Here is a 24,108-nt window from a genome sequence, read left to right on the forward strand (position 1 = left end):
TGATTAGAGTCTCGCTTTATAGGTTTAATTTTTCTCCCTGAAGAGGTAGGCGCTCGTCTCCGTTAGTCTACGCTTATAAAGTGGTTGATACAATGGTCCAGGCTTATCGGAGAACCGTAAGTACTTCCTAGCATCTGGTAACCCAGTTAATTCAAAGAACTTGTCCCACCCAATCCTAGCCACCCAATCCCCTAAGCGTTCCCCCTTCTCGGCGTGATTCACCCACGTATCCACTATCCTCTTAACCACCTTGACTAGGGTGGGCCAACGCGGCGGTTCATTAGGTAAGTACGGAACCACTATCTTGCTCATGATTTGCCCAAGCCTACCCGTGTTGGATGCCTTGCCCCCCACCAACACCATTACGCCCGCCTTCTCCGGGTTGTAAGCCATTGCGTCAGTGGTGTCCCTGCATCGTCCACACGCTATGCAAAGCTCCTGCCTAACTGCCACGCTATAGGCCTTCCCGCTCCCATCCTTCTTGGCGGTTATTGCGCCAACAGGGCAAGCCGCAATCACGTCGCTGGGGGAGGATACTTGGGAGAACCATTTATCATCAGCAACAGGCGCTTGGGCTGGGTAACCCACCACTGCTATATCGGACGCGTTAATGGCGCCGCCGCAGGCATTGGGGCAACCGGATACCTTTATTGATAAGTGGGCCGGCGTTTCCTTCTCGTAAACATACTCGTGCAGCGCATCGCCTATGGCCTTCGCCATGCTTGGCGCATCGGTAACCGCGGTGGTGCAGGTCAGGTAGGCAGTGCAGGGCTGAATGTTCCATAAGTGATTCCCCCACCCCCCAATTAGGAATCCAAGCCTCCGTAATTCATCCTCCAACCTATGCGCGTTCTCCTCCCTATCCGTTATTATCTCTATGTTGCCCTGCGGCGTTGGCCTAATCAATCCGATTCCATACGTGTCCGCTAAGTCGCATAGCTTCTCCAATGTATCTGCGCTGTACCTAGCGTTGGGCGGCCCAATCACCTTAACCGTGAATATCCTATCCCCGCTCTCGGAGACGTGCTCCATTATGGCCGGCGTAATCATTCTCCTATTGATCCACTTCCCCATGTTGCTTCTCAGGACTGAGGGCAAGTAATTAGTGTACGGTATCGGGGGAAGCTTCTCGGGATGATTCATGGGAGTAACGTCCCCCGTCCTAACCACGATTGAGTATTGCCTATCCCTAACATGTGGCTCAGAGCTCATGATTCCCGTTGTTGCTTCCCAATTTATATGCCGTATTTCACATTGATGTGGAATATGGCTTTTATATCGTGAATCCACGTGAATAGGCATGACTGAGCTACCCATAGATGAATCGCTGTGGCCCACTCCTCCAAGCAGGGAGGAGGCCGAGAAGGCGCTTAAGGCATTGGAGGAGGGCCCATGGCCAAGCCACGTGGCCGAACTGCGTAGAAGCAAGTACCCAATTCACTTATATGGAATGGGGCTGGTCGCCAAGGCAACGCCCTGGGCCTCAAGCGTCGCTAATGCTCCGGGAATATTTGCAGGAGTCCTGTCCAGGGTTTCGCATCCCTGGACTAGGATGGATCCTCCCATTTCCGAGGATCACGAGAGAATAATAATCCCCTCCGCCCAAGTCGTGAGCACCATCGTCATGAGAGAATTAATACGAATATCGCGGCAATATGGTTGGGCCCTCTTCCAATTAATAGGTGGAACCGGCGATATAGTTATGAATGTGGAGAGGGATAAGATAATCGATGCCGCCAAGGAGGTTAGGAGAATAGGGCTGGAGGTGGGTGGATCGGGGGACGTAATGAGGAACTCAGTGGCATGCCCCGGCCCACTTCTATGCGAGTACGCCATATATGATACATTGAGGGCCCGTGACATGACTTATGAATGCTTCCTGGATTGGGCGTCCTACCCGCAATTCCCCTACAAGATAAAATTCAAGTTCTCCGGCTGCCCAATTGATTGCCTCAAGGCGCAGGCCAGGGCCGATTACGTCTTCATTGGGACCTGGAGAGGAGCCCCTGATGTTAATGAGGAGGCGCTCAATAAATGGATGGAGGAGGGGGGAAGCATCGATGAGCTGGTTAAGGCCTGCCCAACGGGAGCCATTGAGTTCAGGAACGGCAAGTTAAGCATAGATGGCGGCAAGTGCGTTCAATGCATGGAGTGTATCAAGCGGGCTTACCCCGCTATATCCCCGGGCAGGGAGAGGGGAATAAGGGTGTTGCTGGGAGGAACAATAAAGAGCCGGAACGGCCCTAAGTTGGCCAAGGTTCTGATTCCATTCATTCCGCTGAGGGATTCCATGCATCCGGATGACGAGGTAATGAAGGTGTTCGAGTTATTGAAGGATAAGGTTGTGCCGAAGTGGGATGAGATTGGTTGGCGCAGGGAACGCATAGGGGATGTCGCCATTAGGCTTGGATGGAGGAGATTCGTGACGGAGGTGGCTAATCTGGATCCTAAGGACATAGTTAAGGATGGGGGAGGCAGGGAGCCATATTATATGAATGGCATTCCATTCTTCATAATGAGCGATGAAGACAAGAAGGCATACCTAAACGAGTTGGGTGAATCAATGAAGGACTGGGATTAATATGAATACCATTCTTTTCGCATTATTCATTGTCTTGCCCTACATCTCGCTTATGGTTCTCATAATAGGCGTGGCCTATAGGATATACGCCTGGGCCTCTACGGCGAAGGGCGCTAATGGCCTTTACCTGGGCCTCTATAGACTAGTCAACAGGGCGGGGCAACATAGCTACGCGGGGGCGGTTGGCTACATTCTCTCCAGGATGTTCATCTTCAACTCCATAATTAAGAGGAGCTATGGAAGGGATTACGGGACTTGGCTAGGGGTCTTCCTGTTTCATTGGGGCATCTTCCTATTAATAATATTCCACCTACACCTCTGGATGCCTTGGATAACCGTCAGCGAAGAGGTAATGTATGTCATGGGAATGAGCACTGGCGCCGTGGCCCTCGCGGCGGGTTTATTCCTACTCATTCGCAGAATCAACTTGCGAAGGATTTATGGGCTAGCCATGAATGCATTGGATGATTACGTGGCTATTTCCTGGGTGATCCTCATCCTAATCATGGGCCTATTATTGAGGGCAACTTCGCCCCCTCAATTATTCAGTGAGGCCACTGATTGGGCCATTGGATTAGCATCGCTTCACCCAGTTCCGCCCCCCGCCTACATGCTTTTCTATATACNTGTCCTCTTAGTCGAGCTATTCATGATATACGTGCCCTTCTCCAAGATGGTTCATCCATTCACGTTCCCAGTTAATCCAATTCTCTACGGCAAGTTCGAGGATATTGATGAAGTGGAGAAGAGTGTTGAGAGGAAGTTGGGGTGGTGAGTCATGAGGCGAGCATCATATGATGGCAAGAGGGATATATTGGAGGAGAGCCCCAAGTATGTGGAGTGGAGGAAGGAGTTCGAGGGTCGGGGGAGCATTCATGTCAGGATAAAGGAGGAAACGGATGATGAAACCCTTAAATCAATAGGCATGCCGAGCATTCAGAAAATAGGGAGGAATGCTCCGCTCCAGGAGAAGAAGAAATTCTTCGCCTCAAGCATAATGCGGGCCGCCGAGGAGAATAGGGCATTCAAGCACCACATGGATGCATGCACTCATTGCGGCCTCTGCATAGATAAGTGCCCAGAGTACTTGGGAACCAGGGATCCCGTGAATAGTCCGGTGGGGCGCGGCGACTTGGTGAGAAGCATCTATAGGAGGCTCAATAAGTTGAGCAATGGCTTGCTGGGGAAGGAGGCCGATGAAGAGACCTTGCTGCGAGCCATGGAGGACGTGGATCTGGATAAGATATGGACTTATTATTACCAGTGCACGGAGTGTAGGCGCTGCTCAGTGTATTGCCCCATGGGGATCGATCAAGGCGAGGTAACTAGAACAGTTAGGCAAATATTTGTGGAGATGGGAATGATTCCGGAATTCAACGCCAGGACAATTAGGGGCATCTATGAGACTGGGAATAACATGTACATAAAGAAGGAGGCCGCGCAGAACGTGTTGGATTTCGTTATTGATGAAATGAGGGAAGAGACGGGGAAGGAGGTGCGGGGAGTAATGGATGCCGAGAAGGCCGATGTGCTTCTCCTCCCCTCATCAGCCGACTTCTTCTCCAATATAGGGACACTGAAGGGCGAGATAGCCATAATGAATGAGCTTGGACTTAATTGGACATTTGACTCCAGGGCGCTTGAGGTGGCTAACTTCGGTTTATTCGAGGATGAGGCCCACCTGAGGTATATTGGGGATAATTACATAAATGCGGCCCTGAGAAGGAAGGCTAAGCTAGTCGTGTTTGGGGAGTGCGGTCATGGCTGGAGGGCATTCAAGAATTACGTGGCGCCACGGCTCGAGGCAATGGGGATAGATGCCATATCCATAACTCAATTAACGGCATGGGCACTCAAGAAGGGGAGGTTACGGGTCGATAAGAAGGTCGACGCCGTGGTGACCTATCATGATCCCTGCAACCTAGCTCGGGCCGGGGACCTCCTGGAGGAGCCTAGGCTAGTGCTTAAGGGCGTGGTGAAGGAATTCAGGGAGAGGGTTCATAATAGGGAGAAGACCTTGTGCTGCGGCGCCGGCGGCGGCTTACTAACCGATGAATTAATGCCGTTAAGGGTATGGGCTGGATGGCCCTCCGTCTATGACTCGCTGAAGACGGGGGCTCAGTACATGATTGCGCCTTGCACAATAGACAAGGCCCAGTTCCCGGTCGTGATTAATTATCATAAGGCCCCCATAAAATTCAAGGGAGTCTCGGACTTCGTGTATGCCGCCCTCTATGGATTGGACGTGGATAAGATAGCGTGATAAAACGAACGGCAAGCCTCGCCCCTTTAGGGCCCGGGGGGGGGGGTCAGCCTCCTTATAAATGCAGGCAATATGACTCCCCCTCATGAAACTAACGCGAATTAAACAAATAGAGTTTTTGATTGGCTCTACCCTAGATGGGTAAGGTCTATATAATAGGCGCGGGTCCTGGGAGCCATGACTTGCTCACCATTAGGGCAATCAATACATTGGCCGTCTGCGACGTATTGATCGCTGGCGCCGCTACCTTAACGCCCAGCCTATCCTCATTTATTAGGGAGCACTACCCGAGGCTCAAGATAATAACGCTTGATAAACGACATAGGAAGGATGGGGATGAGTTGGCAATCAGGTACGCTCGGCTAGGCCTTAATGTGGCCCATCTAAAGAATGGGGACCCCGCCATATTTGGGGGGCTGGAGGATGAGGTAATTAAATTAAGTAGCCTCGGCATAAGTTATGAGGTTGTGCCGGGAGTATCATCTATATCAGCCGCATGCGCCGCCCTAGGCATATTCCCCACATCGAAGAACAATGATTACATGGGATTCATCATAATCAATGGGCATGATGCGCCGCTGGATGCTCAGATAAAGGCGTTGAGGCTAGTGGGTCGAGGATTCATATTAATGCCCCGCAGCGATTACTTGACTAAGTTGTGTCGTGAATTTAAGTGCAAGGAGGTAGTGAACGTAGAGAGGGGGAAAGGCAGAACCCTTCGCCTCATATTCGTCGAGCGCCCCACTGCATAGATCGGCGGGCATCAGCCTAGTGGTTCACGTCACTTCATCGGTGGGCTTTAGGAGTCATCACGGCCTCCACGAGTTTTGCATAGAATTTAATAGTTAACTCCAGGGACTTGATGTCCACATACTCGTCGGGTCCATGTATATTGCCGCCCCTCGGCCCAAAATCTATGGCATCAATGCCAAGGGGCGAGAAGTACCTACTGTCCGATGCCCCATTCATCTCAACCACCTGCGGAGCAACCCCTATCTTCCTCAATGTATCCATCGCCGCCTTAACTAGGTTAGAGGATTGCGAGGTGAATAGGTAGCCGCCGCCACCATGTAACTGAACCTCCGCCTCGAGATCGCCTAACTGCTCCTCAATTGCCCTCCGCACCTCCGCCTCATCATCGGTCATAGCCCTTATATCAAGCACCAATTCATGCGACTCGCCTCGCCGCCTATAGTAATTAGGAGTTGCATTAATGCCGTACTCGCTGGGGGCCTTCCCCCTAATCACTGGCCTAGTTAATGGAACCACGGCCTTAATCAGCGCCGTTAATCCCTCATCGACGGGAACAAAATCCCCAGTTGGATCCTCTATCACTACATTTCCCCAAACAATGGATGGAATCACATTGGTTTTAAGCCAAGAACCCCCCAACTCGCTTACGTGAGCATCATTAACCCTCACGAATTGGGACAATGCTATTAAGGGATGGGAATCAACGCCGGGCAAGAAATAAGCCGCATGATGGGGAGGCCTAACCTTATAGTCAAGCCTAAACTCAACTCGCCTAGTTACTCCCCTAATCATGGACGCAGCGCTCGGCACGCTTATGTAAGCCTCAAATACTCCCCTCCTCCTATTAATTATAACCATGCCATTGCCATCCGCGTTCACAACCATTGCCGGCATCCTGGACTCCTCCGCTAAGCGATCCCTGATAAGCTTGGCTCCGCGTCCCCCCGCCTCCTCATCCATGGTTATCGCCAACATTATCGTTCCCTCCCCATCCCCAGCCTCCCCAAGCGCAGAGAGAATTGCAGCCACGTTCCCCTTATCATCAAGTGCGCCCCTGCCGTACGCCTTTTCCCCCTCCACAGTGAGCTTCAGGGGGTCATGGCTCCACTCATCCCTATTAAAGGGAACCGTGTCTAGGTGAGCCATTAAGAGAAGCCTGGGCTCCCCCTCACCCCTATGGGCAAGCATGTGGTTAAGGCCCCCATCCCGAATCAATTCACACGTGAAGCCCAGCGACTCGGCTTCCTCCCTAACTATGGTGAGGGCCGCCGCGTCCGGGTACTTCCCCTCCGCTGGATTTATCGCTGTATCAATCTCAACTAGTTCCCTCAATAATTTAAGCGCATCCATAGTTATGAGGGGCAACGATGGATAAAAACATTTCTAGTACGAGTAGACGCGCGTCCTCCAGAGGGGTTGTGAAGCTAATTGCCTAACTATCTCGAGAACCTTTTTCCCAACCTTCACATTATACTCGTAAGTGCCCTCTGCCGTGTCTATGGATATGGACATAACGCCGTCATTGGGATACCCAATTACCCTAACGAATCTATAGCTAGTCTCATAATCAGGCACGGAGTAATCTATGTTTGGTCTCCTAGATAATGTGTAGAACACTAGGAACGCCAAGACCCCCACGGACCCCAGGAGCGGTCCCTCCTCCATATATGCAGGCGGCGGCGTTGGTCCATGCATGAAGGCGTAGAGGATCACTGCATACGCCGATGCAGCTATCACGAGAATTAATCCAATCACTATGCTCATCAATAGCCGCCTCTTGAATCTCCTCTCCTCCGTTATGTCCTTCATCATGAATGACGATGATGAGAACACGAATAGGTAGAGCCTATCCTCAACCAGTCCCTCGAAGTAGACACTCATTAAAGGGGTTTTACGTGATTCCCTTTTTTATTTATTGTCGATAAATAAATGAGGCCTAGAGGCACTTAAGGGGGTCCCCCAGGTACTTTAATATGCGGCGCACGGTCCTTATATTGCTCCTAATGGTTCCCAGCCTACGCATGGCTTTATCCACATGAGGCTTAGTGAGGCCCCTCAGCTTCACCTCATTAACTATCTCCATGTAGCGCTTCTCCTCCAGCCTCAATGCATCGAGCTCCGCGCAGAGCCTCCTTGCATCCCCAAAATCCTCCCTAGGAGCCTCCCTTATTGGGTAACCCAGCAATCTCTCCTCCACTAATCTCAATCTCTCCTCCTCCTCATTAATGTGGCTTAGTATTGAGGCGTAATCTATTCCCCCCAGGTACTTACCATACTTGGTCGCTATGTAAGTGACCTCATCCTTATCCATGCCTAAACCACCTCTGAATCACTTTTTCACCAATGTAGTGCTCCATAACCACCTCCTCATTGTTATGAACCCTCACTATCGATTCCCTGACCCTCTCCTCCTCATTATCGACTTTCTCCTCCCCATCCTCTACCTGTGCGTAACGGGATGGATTATCCATGCTGCTCAGCTCTATGCCTAGGTTGCGGATCATGGATATCGCTGCATCCCTTGGAATTACTCCATCAATTGCGAGCCTGATTATCCTTCGCGCCAGGAGGGCCGCGCTTGACCTAGCCTTATGGTCAAGCAGTATTATATCGTTCCCCAGCCCCTTCTCCTGACGCAGAGACATAGGAGAGCCGCTGGGCCTAATTAAAAATAAGTAGTGGATAAAAAAGAAATATACAGCTCAGCAAAATTTTCTCCCCCTCATTCCTGGCCCCACTCCATGAATGATGTGATGGGTTGATTCTTGAGCGCCGCTATCAATGCATCGAGCGGGATGCCGGCCTCCATTATTGTCGCCGGCCTAACCACCACATTACCCTCCCCCGTCTCCTCAAGCTTCTCCGCCGGCATTACCCTCCACTTATCGCTGCCGTACTTGACCGCCACGTACGCGGATCCACTGGCTCTCCTCGCGAACTCCAGTAATTTTTGATACTTATCTTTCTCGATATAGATGGGGCCCTCCTTTGCCCTATACTTGACCTCTATCACCAAGATCTTTCCATTAATTGATGCAACTATGTCAGGCACATACCTCCTCCGCACTCCCCCACCGCTGGAGCAGCCGCGTAGAACCGCGAACCCCTCCTCCCAGAGGTGATTAGCTATCTTCCTCTCATATGAGGAGCCCTTGGCCTTGTGCGACACATCCCTAAAAACCAAGTCAAGGTTTTAAATTTGCCGTAATGGTTCCGGGAAGCAATTAGAACTCGAACTTGAGTTTACCGCCCATAAGTAACTTATAGAGAACCATTTGCTGCACTTCATTAGTGCCCTCCCCTATCTCCAGTATCTTTGCATCCCTATAAATCCTCTCGACCACGCTGTCCTTACTGTAGCCGTAGCCGCCATGTATTTGAACGGCGTCCTTAGCTATCTCAACAGCCGTGGGTCCCGAGTACAGCTTCGCCACGTGAGTCATGACTAGGAAATGGGGATCCATCGAGTCATATAGATACGCCGAGTAATATATTAAGGTCCTCATAGCCTCAAGCCTCTCGTACATTGAGGCTAACTTGAATTGCGTGACTTGATGCTCAATAATGGGCTTCCCAAACGCCTGTCTCTGCTTGGCCCAATTAATGGATTCCTCCACGGCTCTTTGACTGAGGCCTAACGCGACGGCCGATACTGCTGTTCTACCGACATCCAGGGTGTAATTTATGATGCTCCAACCATTATTGAGGCCGCCCACCACATCATCCTCCCCAGCCCTACAATCATTAATGAATACCTCGGCATCCCCTATGCCCCTCACCCCCATTAAATCAATTTGATTAGTCTCTATGCATTTGCTCCTCCGTATTAGGAACGCGGTCAACGCCTTATGCCGCTCCTCCCTGCTCCCGGTCCTGGCGAATATTAGGAAGTAATCGGCGTAGTGACCATTCGTGATCCACATCTTGTGCCCATTAATTGACCACTCGCCTCCAGATCTAGTGGCCGTCGTCTCCAGGGCCCCCGCATCGCTTCCGCAGCATGGCTCGCTGAGACCGAATGCGCCGATTAATTCCCCGCTAGCTACCTTGCTCAGTATCTCCCTCTGATGATCAGTGCCGAACCTGTAAATCGTGTGCGCGAAAAGCACGCCTAGCGCCTCGGTTAATAAGCCAAAGGACCCGCTTGATCGGGATAATTCCTCCAGCACAATCACGCCGGCCCTCAAATCATAACCTGGGCCCCCATACTCCTGCGGTATAGTTGGCGTCAGTATTCCCTGCTTTCCGGCATCTCGTATTAAGTCTCGTGGGTAATTATCTTGATCAATTAGTTTAGCCTCCTTCTCCACCCTGGTTTCCGCGAATTCACGAGTAACTTTCCGTATTAAATCATGTTCACTTGTAGTTATTCCCATATATGCTTTACTTAGTAAAGAATTAATAACTTTTACTTAAAGTATAAGATATAAATCGAAAAATCAATACGGCCTAGGCAATGAGGAGAGAAATAGTTGAAGATAATATAATTTTTATGAAACATTTCATCTGACCTCCTCCCCGCCCTGAAGGGGCGAGGCTTTCCGCCCCCTTAACCCCCATTTCATGCAAATCACATTGGCTTTCTTTATTATTTGGCCTATTGTTTCAATTCTTTTGTAGATTCTGCTCTTTCTTTGGTTGGGTTGTTAGTGTTCCTCCAACTCCCTTTAGGGATTTTCTCTATATTAATTGGCCCAGGGAGGGGATCAGATGAGTGGAAAAAAATTAAAACCAAGGGGATTCATGAAAATGGGCCCCGGTAGTATAGCTCGGTCAAGTATGTGGGCCTTTCGAGCCTGCGACCCGGGTTCAAATCCCGGCCGGGGCATTGATTCCTCCTTTAATTGAAAATCAAGATAAGAAGTAATGATCCATATCGGAAGCATTATCCCTGATCTGATTAAGGTGTTTGCGCCAGGCAGGACCAGGCCAAGGAATAATCAACTATATGCGTTAGAGTGCCTTGGCTCTATAAAAACATGGACGTGAACTACTTAGCCCTTGTAAGTGGATTCCCCTGTCTCGTGGGGGTTTTCCTGCTTCTTGCGAATAATCCGAATTCGCTTCATCAGAGCCATTTCTAGTGTGGAGGAGTGTTAGGGAGGACTTGTATTTCATGGTAGTTCACCCTATAGCGAGGAGGGTTCGCGGCTTTCATCTTTTAACGACAGAGACCCCGTCCATAAGGGCGGAGCAGTTTACTCCTTTAAGGTTCATGTGGATGTTGGGGTAATTACTTGTTTTTGATGAAAATAGGGAAGATGTGGATTTAAGTTGGTTTTATTCGTTGCTTGCTTACTCTATTTTGCCTATTGCCTTTCTGATTTTCTTGCCGTTGGGAAGCTGGAAGAGGCCTATTACTATGCCTTTCCTTCCCCTCGGCTGCAGCACCCAAACCTTTAGGGGCTTTAGCTTGTACTTGTGTCCCTCATACTCGACCTCGTATTCCTTGCCCATGTATTCCTGAGTGTTTACGCCAGGCATTTTGGTCGAATAGATATTGGGGTCATGTGTTTATTAAGTAATCATGGGGGTATCATGGGCAATAAACGATAATTTAANCTCTTTTTACAGTTGTATATATGAACTATATTAATGATAATTGCACGTTTTCGGCACGAAACAGCCTTAAAAACAAATAATAAGCATACTCCTTCAGCGCATCAATATAACATATGCCGCTAAACGAAACCGAAAATCATTAACAATGACCACATAATAATACTCCCCCCTGATCCCAAAGAGAATCATGCTTCATGATCATCATAATTATGAAGCCATGGTGATCCCGCGCATTAAGATGGGGAGGACAAATACCAACTATAAATATGGTATCCAACGCTCACATTTCCTTTATTTGGGTAACTCTCTAGCCCCACTTGAATGGCATTCAGGTAAAGCGTATCGCCAATTAATCCCATCCTCCCCAACTCACTAACTGCATTGCTCAGTAAACCATTTAGATTAATTGAATAGGTTCCGCTCCATAATCCATGGTACCCATTAAATTCAGGAATGAAAATTATTAGGCTCCAACCACTCGCGCCGCCGGTATGCGGCAAGATGAAAACAGCGTAAGTCATATTGCCCCCAATCATGGTTTCATTGCTGAGTATTGAAGTTGGAACCGAAACATCCCCAGCATCAATCCAATACCGCTGGCTCTGCAGGCTCTCGTTGGCGAACATCCATAGCATTACCTCGACATCCCCGGAGCCCAGGTAAGTCGTGTTGGGATCCCTCGTGAGCCATATATCATACGAAAAATCATCTATGGTACCCAGATGCCGCCACAAGCTGTAATTAATCGTGACCCAGACATCCCCCAATTCAGATAGCTTAATCGGTAGCCTTAATGGGTTACATGTAGTTGTGCGTGAAGCAAACGGGAACCAATACTCCTCGCCATACATCAGACCCGGGTACCCAATAACATGTATCTCTGGATCTATGAGATTGACTTTGGTCAGCGTTTCATTCACTGTCACGCCCATATAGTTAAAGCTCATAGACGGATCCCCCTCCAGATTTTAGATTCCATAGAAACGGCGAGGCAAGCAGCGTGGCGTTCCCCAGGTAAATCTCAGCCATGGAGTACCTGGACTGCTGTAAGTAGGAGCCCAGCAAAGAGAAACGAGTCTTTCCAGGCATCAAGTAAAGAATCGTTTCTCCGCCACCTGTATGAAATGAGGATAATAATAGATAAGCGATTGATAAGGCGATGACTACGAAGAGAAGCATAATCATTGCTTTACTGCCCATGGCAGTGTAGAAATAATTTTTATTAATAATTTTGCTCTCCTCTCCCCCAAAGATAAAGCGATCAAGGTTCGCTCCTCAAAGGGGGGATGGGCTTCATTTCCCGTTAGTTTAGCTGGGCTTCATCATGTCAGTATGGTTACTTTGGCTTTCTCGAATGATTTCTTGTTTAGCCTGTATACCTCGTCAATTAATTTGTTTCGGAATGATGCTGGCCCCATTGCGCCCTCCACCGCTGATTCAGCGGCCACCTCGAATGCGACTAATCCCTCTATTGCCGCCGTGAATGGATCCCGATTAACCGCCAGGAAGCTCGACATAACGGAGCCAAGCATGCATCCGCTTCCCGTCACTAATTGAAGCATGGGGGTTCCGTTCCTCACTTCGCCGCGTCTCCGTGCGTCTGAGACGTAATCCACGGGCCCCGTGGCCACTACAGTGACGCCGAATTCCCTCGCTACCTTATCCACGGCATCAATGCTGGCTCCGCCCAGGGAATCAACGCCTTTGATTTTCCCGGATTCCCCGGCGAGAGCCATTACCTCGCCGCCGTTTCCCTTCAATATGCTTATCTCCACCTCCCGCAGTAATTGCTTCGCGGTTTCCGTGCGGAGCCTAGATGCGCCGGCCCCCACTGGATCCAGCAGCACTGGGACCCCGTTCCTGTTGGCGGCTTTTCCCGCCTTAAGCATTGATTCGATCCATTGTTTATCGAGTGTCCCTATGTTTATGTATAGGGCCCCCGCCGCGGCGACTAGTTCCTCTACTTCCTCCACTGCGTGGGCCATTATTGGGGAGGCCCCTATTGCCAGCGTTATGTTGGCTGCATCATTCATGACCACGAAGTTCATCAAGTGATGTATTAACGGCCTTTGCTTCCGTATCTTTTCCAGGTCCTCCCAATAATTAATTGTATTCATTAACAATAACTCAATTAATCGCAAATATAAGCATTATTGCCTGCCTCAACGGGCCTGCATTCATTAATTAATGGAAAAATATTTAAGTAAGCACTATGGGATCTCCACATGATACCAGCAGCATCGCTGCTGAATTACGCCGTTAAGTACACGGTGGATGCATATTACTTACTCGTTAACTTCATTTCATACTTGCTTCAAACAACGGTATTCAAGGCCGACCCAACATTGGCCGCCCAGTACGGCCAGGCATTGACACTGTTGATATCGCTGACGGCTATATACATTATCCTAGCATTCGTGTCCTCCCTGAAGAAAATAATAGGAGTAATAATAGCTCTGGGTTGGGTCCTAGTCATAGCAGCCATGGTTCTCACCCTAGTTCATTAAATAAAGCAATCATTCCCTTTAATGGTGCGGGGGACTAGTCAGAAGTTTTATAGAGTCTAGGCGGGAACCCATGCACGTGATTAGGATAGCCAGTCGCGGTTCGCAATTATCGCTAATTCAAGTCAAGACAGTAATTGAGGTCCTGAGGAACTTCATCAATGATGAGTTCGAGGTCAAGATAATTAAGACGCGGGGAGATGCAGATACTCATCGGCCCCTCTATGAGATGGGGGGTAAGGGGCTCTTTGAGGCCGAGGTTAATTTAGCCGTTCTACGCGGCGAGGCGGATATAGCAGTTCATAGCCTTAAGGATATACCGGCCCAGATCAGTGATGGACTTGAGCTAGCCATGGTTACGGAGAGACAGGATCCAAGGGATGCCGTTATATCGATTGAGGGGTACTCGCTGGACACATTGCCGAGAAGGGCGAGGATCGGCACATCCAGCCTACGGAGGCGAGGCTTCGCATTATCGGTTAGGAGTGATCTACGAGTAGAGCCTGTTAGGGGTAATGTCGACACTAGGCTCCGGAAATTAATGTCTCGGGAATTCGATGCATTGATAATGGCTGTCGCCGGCATTAATAGGATTAGGGTAAGCGATGTTAAGATAGTTCCAATACCTCCAAGCCAAATGCCTCCAGCGCCGGGCCAGGGAATAATTGGGGTAGTGGCTAGGAGCGATAGTTCATTAATACCAATCCTACATAGGGCGAGCCACAGGGAGACGGAGGTGGAGGCAATGGCGGAGAGGGCGTTCCTTGAGGAGGCGGGGGCGGGTTGCCATGTTCCGCTCGGCGGCGTTGCCTCCATTAATCATGGTGAATTAACCTTCACCGCTGGAGTAGTGGAGCCAAGCGGGGGCAACAGGATAATAATGACAGGCTCAGCGCCGCTTGATGAGGCCGTAGAGTTGGGGAGAAGAATGGCAAGGCTAGTGCTTGATGAGGCTAGGAGGCGGGGGCTAAATTTATATTGAGGCTGCCCCCTTTGAATTTATGCCTCAATCCTTGGAGGCCTCCATTAAGGAGGCCGTTAAGAAGATAATTAAGGAGGCAAGCATTGGTCCGGCCCTCGATGTTAAGGATGCCCTACGCAAGAGCCTCAATGTTGAGGTTAAGGAGGCCAGCAGGAATCAATTAAACGCGATACTTAAGAACGTGGAGTTAGCTCAATCAAGTGAAGCAGCGGTTTGCCAGGACACGGGTCTCCCCAATTTCTTCGTGAGGCTGGGCGATGATTTTCCAGTGCGAAGCAAATTAATCGATATATTGGGCAATGCTGTGAGTGAAGTGACGGCTGAGGTTCCCCTGAGGCCCAATACCGTTGATCCAATTGAGGAGCATAATCCTGGAAACAATACTGGGATACATATTCCCTGGCTAGATATTGAGTTGGTGCCTGGCGACTTTGCGGAGATAACTTACGTGCCGAAGGGGGGAGGCACTGAGCTTCCCAGCAGGGGATTCGTTATTCCGCCGGGCAATGCTTGGGAGAAGCTTCCAAAACTAGTCCTGGACGCAGTAGTCGAGGCGGGCCCCATTCCCTGTCCCCCAGTAATAGTTGGAGTTGGCATTGGGGGCACGGTTGAGATGGCCACTAAATTAGCCAAGAGGGCAGCGACGTTGAGGCCCGTTGGGTCACGTAACTCTAATGCTAAGGTGGCTGAGCTTGAGGATGAATTGCTTAAGGCAGTGAATAAGCTGGGCATTGGTCCGCATGGAACCGGCGGCTCAGTGACTGCGCTTGACGTGCATGTGGAGTATGGGTATAGGCACCCAGCCACATTCGCCATAGGCATAGTCTTTAGTTGCTGGGCAACGAGGAGGAGCACTGTTCTAATTCACAGTGATGGCAAGTATGAATTCCTCCCGCACCCGAGGTGGTTCTAGGTGGAGCATAGGCTGAGGACCCCCATACCCGTGGAGGAAATAGAGAAGCTGAGGGTTGGGGACACCATTTACGTGAGCGGCATAATAGTGACGGCGAGGGACTCGGCTCACGTGAAGATGCTGGAGACTCTTAGGAGCGGTAAGCAGTTGCCCGTGGATCTCGGGGGCGGCGCGATTTATCACGCTGGTCCAGTGGCTATGAGGAGTGGAGACAAGTGGCGAGTACTTAGTGCGGGCCCCACCACTAGCGCCAGGATGGAGGAATTCGAGGCCGAGGTAATTGAGAGGACGGGCGTGAGGCTAGTGATAGGTAAGGGAGGCATGGGCGATAAAACCGCGAACGCCATGAGGACCCATAAGGCGGCTTACGCCGTTTTCCCAGGAGGCGCCGGGGTCCTCGCTGCGCAATCAATTAAGGAGGTATTGGAGGTTCATTGGTTGGATGAGCTAGGCATGGCGGAGGCAATGTGGGTTCTCAGGGTGGAGGATTTTGGACCCATGACTGTGGCAATAGACTCCACCGGCAGCAATCTATATGCCGACTTGAGGGCTGCAGTGAGGCGGAATGAGGAGGCGGCCTTAAGGGAATTCAAGTGGAGGCCATGAAGCGTTAATTCCATCAGCGGCGCATCACTGGTCATGTATCCCATTGCGCAGCAATGCGCTGGCCAATAATTTGCTTACCCGAATTGGTTCCGGCTTCTTTCCCTCGCGTTGAAATCTATGTATCACTACCTTGATTGTGCCATAACTTAATCCCCGGGACCTGGCCCATAGAGTGCCGTGGGGAGTGGGAATAATCATGGGTCTCCCCAACTCATGGAGAAGCCTTAACCGCATTGGCGCATCCTGGAATAACTTGCTGATGGCGGTCGCCGCATCTCCCTTGATGTCTTCGAAGGATAGGCACATGACGGGCACCCCCAGGGACTCGTGGATCGCATCTAGGTCAATCACGTTGTACCAGGACACTATGCATCCATCAATCATCACCAAGTGGACATCGCTTCTCCCAAGCCTATTATATAGGTCAATTATTGATTGGGAAGCATCGAGTCCCCCCACCGTGGCGCTCCCCAGGGCGGCCCCATCAATAACCCAATCGCTTCTCATCACTACGCCAACCATGACGGACCGCGGCCTGGATAATGTGAAGCTCTCGGCCACGCCTAGGACTCGCACGGCCCTCTTGCTTATGAGCGATGAGTCCCTCACGCTTCGCTCACTTATTAGCGCTTCTGTGAATCATTATTAGGGCCACAATGTATGCTATGAATGCCGCGAGCAGTGCAATGGAGAGTATTGTGGCTAGGTTAGTTGCTGCCTCATTATTGCCGAACACTATGGCTATGGGTATCGGCAGTATTATCACGGCGCCCCCATAAGATGCTTGAGTCGATGTTGAGACTATGTAGATTAGTGGAGTAATTATTCCCAACAGTATTAGTGCGATGCCTATGTAGGCCAGCCTCATAGCTTAGCCACCACGGCCATCAATATGAAGGCCATCACGGCTATTATGGTTAGCACTATGGCCCACTTAATCATTGATTTATCGTTGCCTATGATTATGGGTATGGGCCCAATCAGTATCACGCCGCCAACCCTTGCCTCGCCCTCCCTTCGCGCGCTCATGACCATATCAATCACTATGAGGAGGGTCCCCACTATTACCAGCATCATTGATGCCAGGAGCACCGCCTCGGCTTGAGCCATGGCTTGTTTCCCTCATTTACCGTATTAAAACCTTTTTCCAGGGGAATCTAGTCGCATTTTTATTGGAATTGCCTCCTCGCCCCGGAACCGTTAGGTCCAGGCTTGGCGTCCAGTTTCCAGGGGGCTTAATGTTTTTAAATGGCTGGGGACAGCGGGTAACATGGATAAGGAGACAACGGAGGCATTAATTATTGCCGTGGTGGCCGTCGTGTTTCTGATCGCAATGATTGGCTTCGCCTACTTGGGCTTCAAGGGCGCCTACTTGGCTTATAAGAATGGTTACCCAAATCATTATTATCGCGATGCATTAATTAGCGCCGGCATTTCGCTTCTATTCATTATTGGATTAGGGTACTGGGCATTCACTGTGGCCAGGAGGAGTCGAGACAGCGGTAAGGCTTAAATAGGGCATTCCCCTCTATTCCTAAATGGATGGCTTATACAGGCTTCTATACATAACTAAGGGCTTGATCCTAAGGAGGCCGCTTGCCTTATGCGATATTGGGGATGCCGATGGACTCACGAGCGCAGCCATATTCCTCAGGAAGAAGCCGGAGGGCATAGTCATATTCGCGGCCCCAAGGGATGTCCAATCATCCAAATTACTGCGATCAATTAATTGGTACTTCGTGGCTGATCTTCCTTGCCCCGGTAAGGCATTCATAAGGGCGGATCACCATAGAACCAATAAGCCCTGCGCAGTTCATGAGTTTTATGACATTGAGGCGCCGTGCTCCGCATTAATGGCAATGAAGGCGCTTGGGCTAGAGGGCGATAAGATAACCAATGAATTAGTTAATGTGGCCATCCAGACGGATACGGCATCCATATCAACCAAGGAGGCGGAGATCGTTGATTTAGCCGTGAAGGGAAGCAATTACATGGGGCGGCTATACCTTGCCCGCCTCCTCTCCAGGAGCGGGGTCGAGGGCTTAATGAGGGATGAGAGGGCCCAGGCATGGATTGGGAAGGCGATGGAAATGAAGGAGAAAATGCTAAAGATAGCTGACTCAATACCGATAAGGGAGGTACTAACCATTTACTTCCCCAGGAGCGAGGGCATATCGTACCGTCAATTAACGATTGAGCTGCAGCACAGGGGCGCAGTGTTCGTCAATGTCCTGGTGAGGCTTGGGAGGAACAGGTATAGATTGTACTGCGGCGCTAATAGGGACTCTAAGTATGACTGCACCCAGGTAGCCACTAAGTTAGGCGGTGGTGGACACAAGTTCGCCAGCGGCGCGGAGATAAGGTCGCCGCTCCTGAAGCCTGAGGCCGCAGTCGAAGCCTTTAAGCAGGTCCTCGAGGCATACCTGGGTTCACGCGTTGATTTAATAGTCATGGAGCGGAGCCAGCCCTAAAACCAACTCCTCCAAGCAATTCCTTAATCGGTCAGGGACTGGATCCATAGCTCCAGCTCCGAGAGATCCATTCGCCTCCTACTCCCGCCCTCCTCAACCCAGGCCTCCCTCAACGCGACTAGGTCCCCCCGCCGTTCCCCAATTATCCTTAGGACCGGCCGCTCCTCATCGGTCTCCTCCATGCCCATGGCTTCCCCCCTAGATGGTGGACTGAATATTATCTCCACGCGGAGCCCATCCTCAACTATGGAGTACGCTGGATCAGCGGCCTCCAGCTCCCTTAGTCTCTTGTACGGTATCTCCATTGTCTCCATCGCCTCACTAATGAGCGCTGGGTTAAACTTGTTTCCATCATTATAGGACGCCTTTCGAGAGGACGCGGGCGGCGGTTATTAATCCATGCCACACGGGGGCCGTCGGCGGTGCATAGCTTAGGTCGGCGAAGAAGACGTCCTCTATGGTGGCTGATCTCCAGATCAGGGCGGCGGCGGTATCGATATAGCCGGCCACCACCTTCTCGCTTCCAATGACCTGAACCCCCAGCACCCTATGAGTCGATTCATCCGCCACCATCTTAATGGTTAACTTAGTGCCGCCTGGATAATAGTGGGCAGTGGTTCTGGAGTTTATGGTTGCCGACACCGCCTTGAATCCCTCAGCCTTGGCCTGCTCCTCCGTGAGGCCCGTCCTAGCGACGTATAGGTTGAAGACCTTAGTTATTGCCGTCCCCAGGGCGCCGGGGAACTTTAGGGTTCTTCCCTTAGCGGCATTAGCCCCAGCGACCTGCCCCATCTTATTCGCGGGCGGCGCCAATGCTATGTAGGTTCTCCTCCCAGTGACGGCGTTCCAGGTCTCCACGGCGTCCCCAGCCGCGTAAATGCCCTCCACGCTGGTCTCCATGTACTCATTAACATCTATTGCCCCCGAATTGGTCAGCCTTATGCCGGCTTTCCCAGCTATCTCGGCGTCTGGCCTAACGCCCACGGCTAGGATGACTCGCTCCGCATCATAGGTGCCCGTCTCCGTCACCACGCTCCTCACTGATTCGCTTCCCCTCAGCTCCACGACTTTATCCCCCAGGTGCAGCTCTACCCCATTTCTCCGGAGCTCCTCATGAATTAATTGAGCCATGTCGTTATCAAAGGTTGTTGGGAATACGTGGCTAGCCATCTCAAACACGGCGACGCGCTTGCCTAGGCTCCTCACGGCTTCAGCCATCTCTAGCCCAATATAGCCGCCCCCAACCACCGCAATGGTGCTCGCCTTCTCCACTTCCTGCTTGAGGATCGGCGCCTCATGGGGTAACCTAATGCTTAATACTCCCCTCAGCTCTGTTCCAGGCATTCTGGGGATGATGGGTCTCGCCCCCGTCGCTATTATTAACTTGTCCCACGCCATGCTGGACTCGCCGCTGGGTCCCTTTATGTTGATGGTTCTCTTATCCACATCTATCGATGTTGCCTCCGTATTGGTTAGGACATTTATGTTCCGGTCCTTAGCGAATTCCTCCGGCTTATACACGGCTAGGTCCTCCGCATTCTTAACGGCCCCCTCAACATAGTACGGGATACCGCATGGGGCGTGTGTTATGAATAGTCCCTTATCTATCATTGTTATCTCGGCATCAGGCCTAAGTTTCCTAGCCCTCGCCGCGGCGGATGCCCCAGCCGCTCCAGCCCCTATTATCACTATTTTCTCCGGCATGCCTACTCCCCTCTCCATGCTTTTAAAAGGCTTTACGTGCCCCGCCTCCCCGGGGAATCAGTGCTCTCGGGGACCTGTATCGATCTTTATTAAGTGATTAAGCTTTGATTTAAGCATGAAGGCGCTGGTCTTCGATAAGAGCGGCCTAGATAATTTAAGGGTGGCCGAGGTCCAGGCCCCGGAGCCGGGTCCACATGATGTATTGATTAGGGTTAAGTTGGCTGGGGTTAATCCAATTGATTACTTCGCGGTTCAATACTTGCCCGTGAAGCCCATGCCGCACATACCGGGGGCGGAGATTTACGGCGAAGTCGCTAAAGTGGGGAGCCACGTCAAGGGCATTGGGGTCGGGGACTCCGTCGTGGTCTATAATAGGGTATTTGATGGTTCCTGCGACATGTGCCTAGAGGGGAGGGAAATGCTGTGTAGAAGCGGCGGAATAATGGGCGTTGTAACTAATGGTGGCTTCGCCGAGTACATGTTGGCCCCCGAGAAGAACGTGATGAGGGTGGATCTAACCCCGGAACTCGCTGCATCCCTACCGGTATCGGCGTTAACATCATACCACGCATTAAGGGAGGCCGGGGTTAAGCCCATGGATTATGTCGTGGTCTTCGGCGCCTCCGGAAACACGGGGCAATTCGCGGTTCAATTAGCTAAGAAGATGGGGGCAAGGGTAATAGCGGTTACATCAAAGGCTTGGGTAAGGGAATTCGCCGATCACGTGGTTAATTATGGGGAGGCGCAGGAGAAGGTGAAGGAATTAACGGGCGGTCGAATGGCTGACGCGGTCATAAACTCCGTGGGGAGCGCGCAATGGGACGCCGGCCTCAAGGTTCTAGGCGTTGGGGGTAGGTTAGTGTTTTTCGGCGGCCTCACGGGTTCACAGGTGAATCTAGACTTGGCATCCATTTATGGGAGGCACCAGAGAATAATAGGCACAACAGGGGGAACACGGAGGGAGCTCATGGAGTTAAGGGAGCTCTGCAGGGATTGTAGAGTCAAGACATGGAGGACGTATTCCCTGGATGATGGGGGAGAGGCAGTGTCATCAGTGCTTAGGGAGAGGGATGGCCGCATATTCATAAGGCCCTAGTCCTTACGCATGGATTTCGGATTAGCCTTTCCCTCATCATTCGGTCGGCCTAATTCCTTTTCACATTTATGGCAAAGTAATCCACGCCAGCCCCCTCCTATACACTACCCCGAACCTGGGATCATCTGGATCCATGCATCCGCGACGTAATAATCATAATCCCGAACCCCAGCCGCCTCTAATATTGATATGAGGTCTCGGTTCCTATGATTCAGGAACTCCTAGGAACATTTAAACCAATCCAATAGTTCACTTGCTTCTGCCCTCCTCCTTACCATTAATGGCGAGGCTTCCCCGAGGTCTAGAGCGTTACCCCCTATGGGACTAATCACTACATCATTTATTTTCATTTGGTTATAATGGGCATGTATGGGGATGAGGACTCTCAAGCATGTACTTAGCAGGAGCGTTAATCAGCGAATTGGAAGAAGCGGGTATTAATGTACTTTTAGGATTGGGGCCGTTGATAAAACTAACGGCAAACCTCGCCCCTTCAGGGCGGGGAGGAGGTCAGTAACTTTTGCTTTGATCGATATCTGGGCACAAGGCGCGATAAAAATAACGATAAAACTCCGCCTCTTCCAGAAGCCGGGAGATAACGACTCTTATCTATCTATATCTTTAGTGAAATATTTTATTAACATAGATATATCTATACTTTATAAATACAAATATATTAATTATTATTTCAACAAATAATTTAAAAAAATGGTTAATTCCAGCATTTATGGGAATAAATGGAGTAAGCTTCGATGATATGCCCCTGCGGAAACTGGGTAAATACTTCTGGCTTGCTTGGTTCACGGCATCGATGGGTCAATTCGTGGATGCATATGATACATTAATTATAGGTGCAGCTCTAATCTACTTGGGTCCCCTTTGGCACTTAACTGCCAGCCAAACGGGTTTGCTGGCTTCCTCGGCATTCATAGGTGTGGCGATCGGTGCGCCGACCTTTGGAGCATTCGCCGATAGGATAGGCAGAAGATATCTCTATATTTGGGACTTAATATTCCTGGTGATATTCGGCTTCCTCAGCGCATTTGTTACGAACTTCGTGGAGCTCTATATACTTAGGCTCCTCATAGGCATTGGGGTCGGCGGCGATTACGCCCTATCCCCAACAATGGTGGCTGAGTATGCCCCCGCGAAGAGGAGGGGCTTTGCCTTGGCTTCCATGAATAGCTTCTGGGGCATTGGATCAGTTATAGGCTTCCTATCCGCATTCGCATTCGCAGTGGCTTACTCCGGCAACCCGAACTTGGCGTGGAGGGTAATGCTTGGAAGCGAGGCCATTTGGGGCTTAGTAATCATTGTGCTTAGGATGGGGATATTGGAGAGCCCAAGGTGGGCCGCCATTCAGGAAAGCCTTGGACGAAAAATGAAGGAGACCCATGATGATGTGGTTAAGAAAATGACTGGCGGTTCCTCCGCAACCATTGATCCAGGCAAGTCGGGGAAGCCATCCATTAGGGCGCTTTTCGAGGGCAACATGTGGAAGACGACGCTCTTCATTTGGGTGTGGTGGCCAGTGGCCGATATAGCTTTCTATGGCGCAAACCTATACACGCCGTACATAACTAAGGGGCTTGGGTTAACCACGCCTCAATTATCGTTGTTAGCATCGGCGTTGTACTGGGTAATAGCGTTATTTGGGTACTACACGGCTGCAGTGGCTTACGATAAGTGGGGCAGGAGACTAATGGTGATAGTTGGTTCCTTAATGATGGGGATAGATATGATTGCTGGCCTAGCCCTGTACTACATGGGCTTCTTCAGGGGAGGCCTAGCGTTCCCATTAATAATGTTCCTGTTCACCGTTTACTACTACTTCATGAACTTTGGTCCAGGGCCGTACACGGTGGCGCTGGCTGAGCTGTGGCCAACAAGGGTTAGGGCGACGGGACATGGATTGGCGGCAACGTTCTCCAGGCTGGGGGCCGCGGCCAGCACCTACGTGTTGCCGGTGTTAGTTAAGCAGATCGGGTACGGCGGAGCATTTGCTCTTCTAGGAGGCGCCATATTATTCGTCGCGTTATGGTCGTTCCTATTAATGCCTGAAACAAAGGAATTAACCCCAACCCAAATAGAGAACAAGCTCACTGGAGCAAGTTAACGGAACAATTCAAAAATCGATGTCTTAAAACAAACGGAAAACCTCGCCTCCCTGAGGCGGGGTATTTTTTAAACTCAAAGCTACTATTTCTCTTTGAGATGCTCTCCTCTGGTCAACTTAATGGGAATGAGGAGTGGGAGCCGATCTCTCCCGCAATGCCAAGAGGGCATCCGCGAAGCCGGCAACCGAGTAGCACCCACGAAAGGGGCGTAACCCCCGAGACCTCGGGGAACCCTTCAAGGCGGGGAGGAGGTCAGTTGAACAATTCAAAAATCTATGTCTTATCGTGTTGATATCTATTTTAATCAACTCATGCCGCTCACAAACCCTAAGAATGGCCCCAGGATTATATTGGAGAGACCGAGTGAGACCTATGGTGCGGGGGGTGGGATTTGAACCCACGCAGGCCTACGCCAACGGATCTTAAGTCCGCCCCCTTTGACCATGCTCGGGTACCCCCGCCTCTCAATGATCGTGGAGGCCCTTATTTAAAGTCTTTCGCTTCATGCTTGGCGGGGTCCGTGGCTAAGCATTGGACACAATTATAACTTGAACAG

The 24,108-nt window shown here is 50.7% G+C and carries 28 protein-coding genes and 2 tRNA genes; 13 read left to right on the plus strand and 17 right to left on the minus strand.

The window, feature by feature from the left end; all coding sequences use genetic code 11:
* Window positions 1-24 precede the first annotated feature (24 nt).
* The gene (locus AT710_00140) at window positions 25-1,212 is read right to left on the minus strand and encodes a hypothetical protein (GenBank protein KUO93285.1); all 1,188 of its coding nucleotides are present in this window, start codon (window positions 1,210-1,212) and stop codon (window positions 25-27) included.
* A gap of 88 nt (window positions 1,213-1,300) precedes the next feature.
* Here AT710_00140 and AT710_00145 point away from each other — a divergent pair, with 88 nt between their 5' ends.
* The 4 genes from AT710_00145 (at window position 1,301) to AT710_00160 (ending at window position 5,596) form a co-directional block, all read left to right on the plus strand.
* Window positions 1,301-2,581, plus strand: a complete 1,281-nt coding sequence (locus AT710_00145) for a hypothetical protein (protein KUO93286.1) — start codon at window positions 1,301-1,303, stop codon at window positions 2,579-2,581.
* A 1-nt stretch (window position 2,582) separates the two neighbouring features.
* Window positions 2,583-3,356, plus strand: coding sequence for a hypothetical protein (locus tag AT710_00150; GenBank protein ID KUO93287.1), 774 nt, complete (start codon window positions 2,583-2,585; stop codon window positions 3,354-3,356).
* A 3-nt stretch (window positions 3,357-3,359) separates the two neighbouring features.
* Window positions 3,360-4,844, plus strand: coding sequence for a hypothetical protein (locus tag AT710_00155; GenBank protein KUO93288.1), 1,485 nt, complete (start codon window positions 3,360-3,362; stop codon window positions 4,842-4,844).
* A gap of 137 nt (window positions 4,845-4,981) precedes the next feature.
* Window positions 4,982-5,596, plus strand: a complete 615-nt coding sequence (locus tag AT710_00160; protein KUO93289.1) for a hypothetical protein — start codon at window positions 4,982-4,984, stop codon at window positions 5,594-5,596.
* 34 nt (window positions 5,597-5,630) lie between these two features.
* Here AT710_00160 and AT710_00165 read toward each other — a convergent pair whose 3' ends face one another.
* From AT710_00165 to AT710_00190, 6 genes are all read right to left on the minus strand, one after another.
* Entirely contained in the window at window positions 5,631-6,947 is a 1,317-nt protein-coding gene (locus tag AT710_00165) for a hypothetical protein (protein ID KUO93290.1), read from the minus strand.
* A gap of 33 nt (window positions 6,948-6,980) precedes the next feature.
* The gene (locus AT710_00170; protein ID KUO93291.1) at window positions 6,981-7,478 is read right to left on the minus strand and encodes a hypothetical protein; all 498 of its coding nucleotides are present in this window, start codon (window positions 7,476-7,478) and stop codon (window positions 6,981-6,983) included.
* Between the two features lie 55 nt (window positions 7,479-7,533).
* The gene (locus tag AT710_00175; protein KUO93292.1) at window positions 7,534-7,908 is read right to left on the minus strand and encodes a hypothetical protein; all 375 of its coding nucleotides are present in this window, start codon (window positions 7,906-7,908) and stop codon (window positions 7,534-7,536) included.
* On the minus strand, window positions 7,901-8,242 hold the full coding sequence (locus AT710_00180; GenBank protein ID KUO93293.1) for a hypothetical protein: 342 nt from the start codon (window positions 8,240-8,242) through the stop codon (window positions 7,901-7,903). The genes AT710_00175 and AT710_00180 overlap by 8 nt, the downstream gene beginning before the upstream one ends.
* A gap of 77 nt (window positions 8,243-8,319) precedes the next feature.
* A complete protein-coding gene (locus AT710_00185; GenBank protein KUO93294.1) occupies window positions 8,320-8,766 on the minus strand; it encodes a hypothetical protein in 447 nt (148 codons plus the stop codon).
* A gap of 55 nt (window positions 8,767-8,821) precedes the next feature.
* Entirely contained in the window at window positions 8,822-9,973 is a 1,152-nt protein-coding gene (locus tag AT710_00190) for an acyl-CoA dehydrogenase (protein ID KUO93295.1), read from the minus strand.
* A gap of 377 nt (window positions 9,974-10,350) precedes the next feature.
* Here AT710_00190 and AT710_00195 point away from each other — a divergent pair.
* Window positions 10,351-10,425 (plus strand) — tRNA-Glu (locus AT710_00195).
* Window positions 10,426-10,892: 467 nt separating this feature from the next.
* Here AT710_00195 and AT710_00200 read toward each other — a convergent pair.
* The 4 genes from AT710_00200 to AT710_00215 all read right to left on the minus strand — a co-directional run bounded on the left by AT710_00200 (window position 10,893) and on the right by AT710_00215 (window position 13,276).
* Entirely contained in the window at window positions 10,893-11,081 is a 189-nt protein-coding gene (locus AT710_00200; GenBank protein KUO93296.1) for a chorismate-binding protein, read from the minus strand.
* A gap of 311 nt (window positions 11,082-11,392) precedes the next feature.
* Window positions 11,393-12,106, minus strand: coding sequence for a hypothetical protein (locus AT710_00205; protein ID KUO93297.1), 714 nt, complete (start codon window positions 12,104-12,106; stop codon window positions 11,393-11,395).
* Window positions 12,096-12,359 (minus strand): hypothetical protein, encoded by a 264-nt coding sequence (locus tag AT710_00210; GenBank protein KUO93298.1) that lies wholly within the window; start codon window positions 12,357-12,359, stop codon window positions 12,096-12,098. Before AT710_00210 ends, AT710_00205 begins: the two co-directional genes overlap by 11 nt.
* Before the next feature lie 122 nt (window positions 12,360-12,481).
* The gene (locus AT710_00215) at window positions 12,482-13,276 is read right to left on the minus strand and encodes a hydroxyethylthiazole kinase (protein ID KUO93299.1); all 795 of its coding nucleotides are present in this window, start codon (window positions 13,274-13,276) and stop codon (window positions 12,482-12,484) included.
* 108 nt (window positions 13,277-13,384) lie between these two features.
* Between AT710_00215 and AT710_00220 the strand changes: the two genes are divergently transcribed.
* The 4 genes from AT710_00220 to AT710_00235 all read left to right on the plus strand — a co-directional run bounded on the left by AT710_00220 (window position 13,385) and on the right by AT710_00235 (window position 16,164).
* Complete coding sequence (locus AT710_00220) at window positions 13,385-13,666, plus strand: hypothetical protein (protein KUO93300.1); 282 nt, start codon at window positions 13,385-13,387, stop codon at window positions 13,664-13,666.
* 70 nt (window positions 13,667-13,736) lie between these two features.
* Window positions 13,737-14,645, plus strand: a complete 909-nt coding sequence (locus tag AT710_00225; GenBank protein ID KUO93301.1) for a porphobilinogen deaminase — start codon at window positions 13,737-13,739, stop codon at window positions 14,643-14,645.
* A gap of 19 nt (window positions 14,646-14,664) precedes the next feature.
* Complete coding sequence (locus AT710_00230; GenBank protein ID KUO93302.1) at window positions 14,665-15,558, plus strand: fumarate hydratase; 894 nt, start codon at window positions 14,665-14,667, stop codon at window positions 15,556-15,558.
* Window positions 15,559-16,164, plus strand: a complete 606-nt coding sequence (locus AT710_00235; GenBank protein KUO93303.1) for a fumarate hydratase — start codon at window positions 15,559-15,561, stop codon at window positions 16,162-16,164.
* Window positions 16,165-16,188: 24 nt separating this feature from the next.
* On the opposite strand, the gene AT710_00240 is transcribed toward AT710_00235, so the two are convergent.
* Genes AT710_00240 through AT710_00250 form a run of 3 tightly spaced genes read right to left on the minus strand, consistent with a single transcriptional unit; the run spans window position 16,189 to window position 17,274 of the window.
* Complete coding sequence (locus AT710_00240) at window positions 16,189-16,773, minus strand: hypothetical protein (protein ID KUO93304.1); 585 nt, start codon at window positions 16,771-16,773, stop codon at window positions 16,189-16,191.
* A gap of 7 nt (window positions 16,774-16,780) precedes the next feature.
* Window positions 16,781-17,032 carry a hypothetical protein gene (locus tag AT710_00245; GenBank protein KUO93305.1) on the minus strand — a complete coding sequence of 84 codons (252 nt, stop codon included), beginning with the start codon at window positions 17,030-17,032 and terminating at the stop codon, window positions 16,781-16,783.
* Window positions 17,029-17,274 carry a hypothetical protein gene (locus AT710_00250; protein KUO93306.1) on the minus strand — a complete coding sequence of 82 codons (246 nt, stop codon included), beginning with the start codon at window positions 17,272-17,274 and terminating at the stop codon, window positions 17,029-17,031. The genes AT710_00245 and AT710_00250 overlap by 4 nt, the downstream gene beginning before the upstream one ends.
* Before the next feature lie 160 nt (window positions 17,275-17,434).
* Between AT710_00250 and AT710_00255 the strand changes: the two genes are divergently transcribed.
* Window positions 17,435-17,677: a hypothetical protein gene (locus AT710_00255; protein ID KUO93307.1), complete on the plus strand. Its 243-nt coding sequence runs from the start codon at window positions 17,435-17,437 to the stop codon at window positions 17,675-17,677.
* A 25-nt stretch (window positions 17,678-17,702) separates the two neighbouring features.
* Window positions 17,703-18,635 (plus strand): Fis family transcriptional regulator, encoded by a 933-nt coding sequence (locus tag AT710_00260; protein KUO93308.1) that lies wholly within the window; start codon window positions 17,703-17,705, stop codon window positions 18,633-18,635.
* A 23-nt stretch (window positions 18,636-18,658) separates the two neighbouring features.
* Here the strand turns inward: AT710_00260 and AT710_00265 are convergent, their stop codons facing one another.
* Together AT710_00265 and AT710_00270 are read right to left on the minus strand one after the other, a co-directional pair.
* The gene (locus tag AT710_00265; GenBank protein KUO93309.1) at window positions 18,659-18,949 is read right to left on the minus strand and encodes a hypothetical protein; all 291 of its coding nucleotides are present in this window, start codon (window positions 18,947-18,949) and stop codon (window positions 18,659-18,661) included.
* A gap of 40 nt (window positions 18,950-18,989) precedes the next feature.
* Complete coding sequence (locus tag AT710_00270) at window positions 18,990-20,339, minus strand: NADH oxidase (GenBank protein ID KUO93341.1); 1,350 nt, start codon at window positions 20,337-20,339, stop codon at window positions 18,990-18,992.
* Window positions 20,340-20,454: 115 nt separating this feature from the next.
* Between AT710_00270 and AT710_00275 the strand changes: the two genes are divergently transcribed.
* Both AT710_00275 and AT710_00280 read left to right on the plus strand, forming a co-directional pair.
* Complete coding sequence (locus tag AT710_00275; GenBank protein KUO93310.1) at window positions 20,455-21,435, plus strand: alcohol dehydrogenase; 981 nt, start codon at window positions 20,455-20,457, stop codon at window positions 21,433-21,435.
* Between the two features lie 727 nt (window positions 21,436-22,162).
* Window positions 22,163-23,551 (plus strand): sugar transporter, encoded by a 1,389-nt coding sequence (locus tag AT710_00280; protein ID KUO93311.1) that lies wholly within the window; start codon window positions 22,163-22,165, stop codon window positions 23,549-23,551.
* Between the two features lie 374 nt (window positions 23,552-23,925).
* Here the strand turns inward: AT710_00280 and AT710_00285 are convergent.
* Window positions 23,926-24,013: transfer RNA gene (locus AT710_00285), tRNA-Leu, on the minus strand.
* Window positions 24,014-24,108 lie beyond the last annotated feature (95 nt).

The organism is Thermocladium sp. ECH_B (assembly GCA_001516585.1).
Lineage (GTDB): Archaea > Thermoproteota > Thermoprotei > Thermoproteales > Thermocladiaceae > Thermocladium.

Coding starts and splice junctions, on each gene's coding strand:
- AT710_00180 (KUO93293.1), bottom strand. CDS start 8,242: ATGTCTCTGCGTCAGGAGAAGGGGCTGGGGAACGATATAATACTGCTT.
- AT710_00220 (KUO93300.1), top strand. CDS start 13,385: ATGATACCAGCAGCATCGCTGCTGAATTACGCCGTTAAGTACACGGTG.
- AT710_00145 (KUO93286.1), top strand. CDS start 1,301: ATGACTGAGCTACCCATAGATGAATCGCTGTGGCCCACTCCTCCAAGC.
- AT710_00260 (KUO93308.1), top strand. CDS start 17,703: ATGGATGGCTTATACAGGCTTCTATACATAACTAAGGGCTTGATCCTA.
- AT710_00140 (KUO93285.1), bottom strand. CDS start 1,212: ATGAGCTCTGAGCCACATGTTAGGGATAGGCAATACTCAATCGTGGTT.
- AT710_00230 (KUO93302.1), top strand. CDS start 14,665: ATGCCTCAATCCTTGGAGGCCTCCATTAAGGAGGCCGTTAAGAAGATA.
- AT710_00265 (KUO93309.1), bottom strand. CDS start 18,949: ATGGAGACAATGGAGATACCGTACAAGAGACTAAGGGAGCTGGAGGCC.
- AT710_00200 (KUO93296.1), bottom strand. CDS start 11,081: ATGCCTGGCGTAAACACTCAGGAATACATGGGCAAGGAATACGAGGTC.
- AT710_00155 (KUO93288.1), top strand. CDS start 3,360: ATGAGGCGAGCATCATATGATGGCAAGAGGGATATATTGGAGGAGAGC.
- AT710_00215 (KUO93299.1), bottom strand. CDS start 13,276: ATGAATACAATTAATTATTGGGAGGACCTGGAAAAGATACGGAAGCAA.
- AT710_00175 (KUO93292.1), bottom strand. CDS start 7,908: ATGGATAAGGATGAGGTCACTTACATAGCGACCAAGTATGGTAAGTAC.
- AT710_00280 (KUO93311.1), top strand. CDS start 22,163: ATGGGAATAAATGGAGTAAGCTTCGATGATATGCCCCTGCGGAAACTG.
- AT710_00225 (KUO93301.1), top strand. CDS start 13,737: ATGCACGTGATTAGGATAGCCAGTCGCGGTTCGCAATTATCGCTAATT.
- AT710_00275 (KUO93310.1), top strand. CDS start 20,455: ATGAAGGCGCTGGTCTTCGATAAGAGCGGCCTAGATAATTTAAGGGTG.
- AT710_00205 (KUO93297.1), bottom strand. CDS start 12,106: ATGAGCTTTAACTATATGGGCGTGACAGTGAATGAAACGCTGACCAAA.
- AT710_00250 (KUO93306.1), bottom strand. CDS start 17,274: ATGGCTCAAGCCGAGGCGGTGCTCCTGGCATCAATGATGCTGGTAATA.
- AT710_00190 (KUO93295.1), bottom strand. CDS start 9,973: ATGGGAATAACTACAAGTGAACATGATTTAATACGGAAAGTTACTCGT.
- AT710_00165 (KUO93290.1), bottom strand. CDS start 6,947: ATGGATGCGCTTAAATTATTGAGGGAACTAGTTGAGATTGATACAGCG.
- AT710_00170 (KUO93291.1), bottom strand. CDS start 7,478: ATGAGTGTCTACTTCGAGGGACTGGTTGAGGATAGGCTCTACCTATTC.
- AT710_00210 (KUO93298.1), bottom strand. CDS start 12,359: ATGGGCAGTAAAGCAATGATTATGCTTCTCTTCGTAGTCATCGCCTTA.
- AT710_00245 (KUO93305.1), bottom strand. CDS start 17,032: ATGAGGCTGGCCTACATAGGCATCGCACTAATACTGTTGGGAATAATT.
- AT710_00270 (KUO93341.1), bottom strand. CDS start 20,339: ATGCCGGAGAAAATAGTGATAATAGGGGCTGGAGCGGCTGGGGCATCC.
- AT710_00160 (KUO93289.1), top strand. CDS start 4,982: ATGGGTAAGGTCTATATAATAGGCGCGGGTCCTGGGAGCCATGACTTG.
- AT710_00255 (KUO93307.1), top strand. CDS start 17,435: ATGGATAAGGAGACAACGGAGGCATTAATTATTGCCGTGGTGGCCGTC.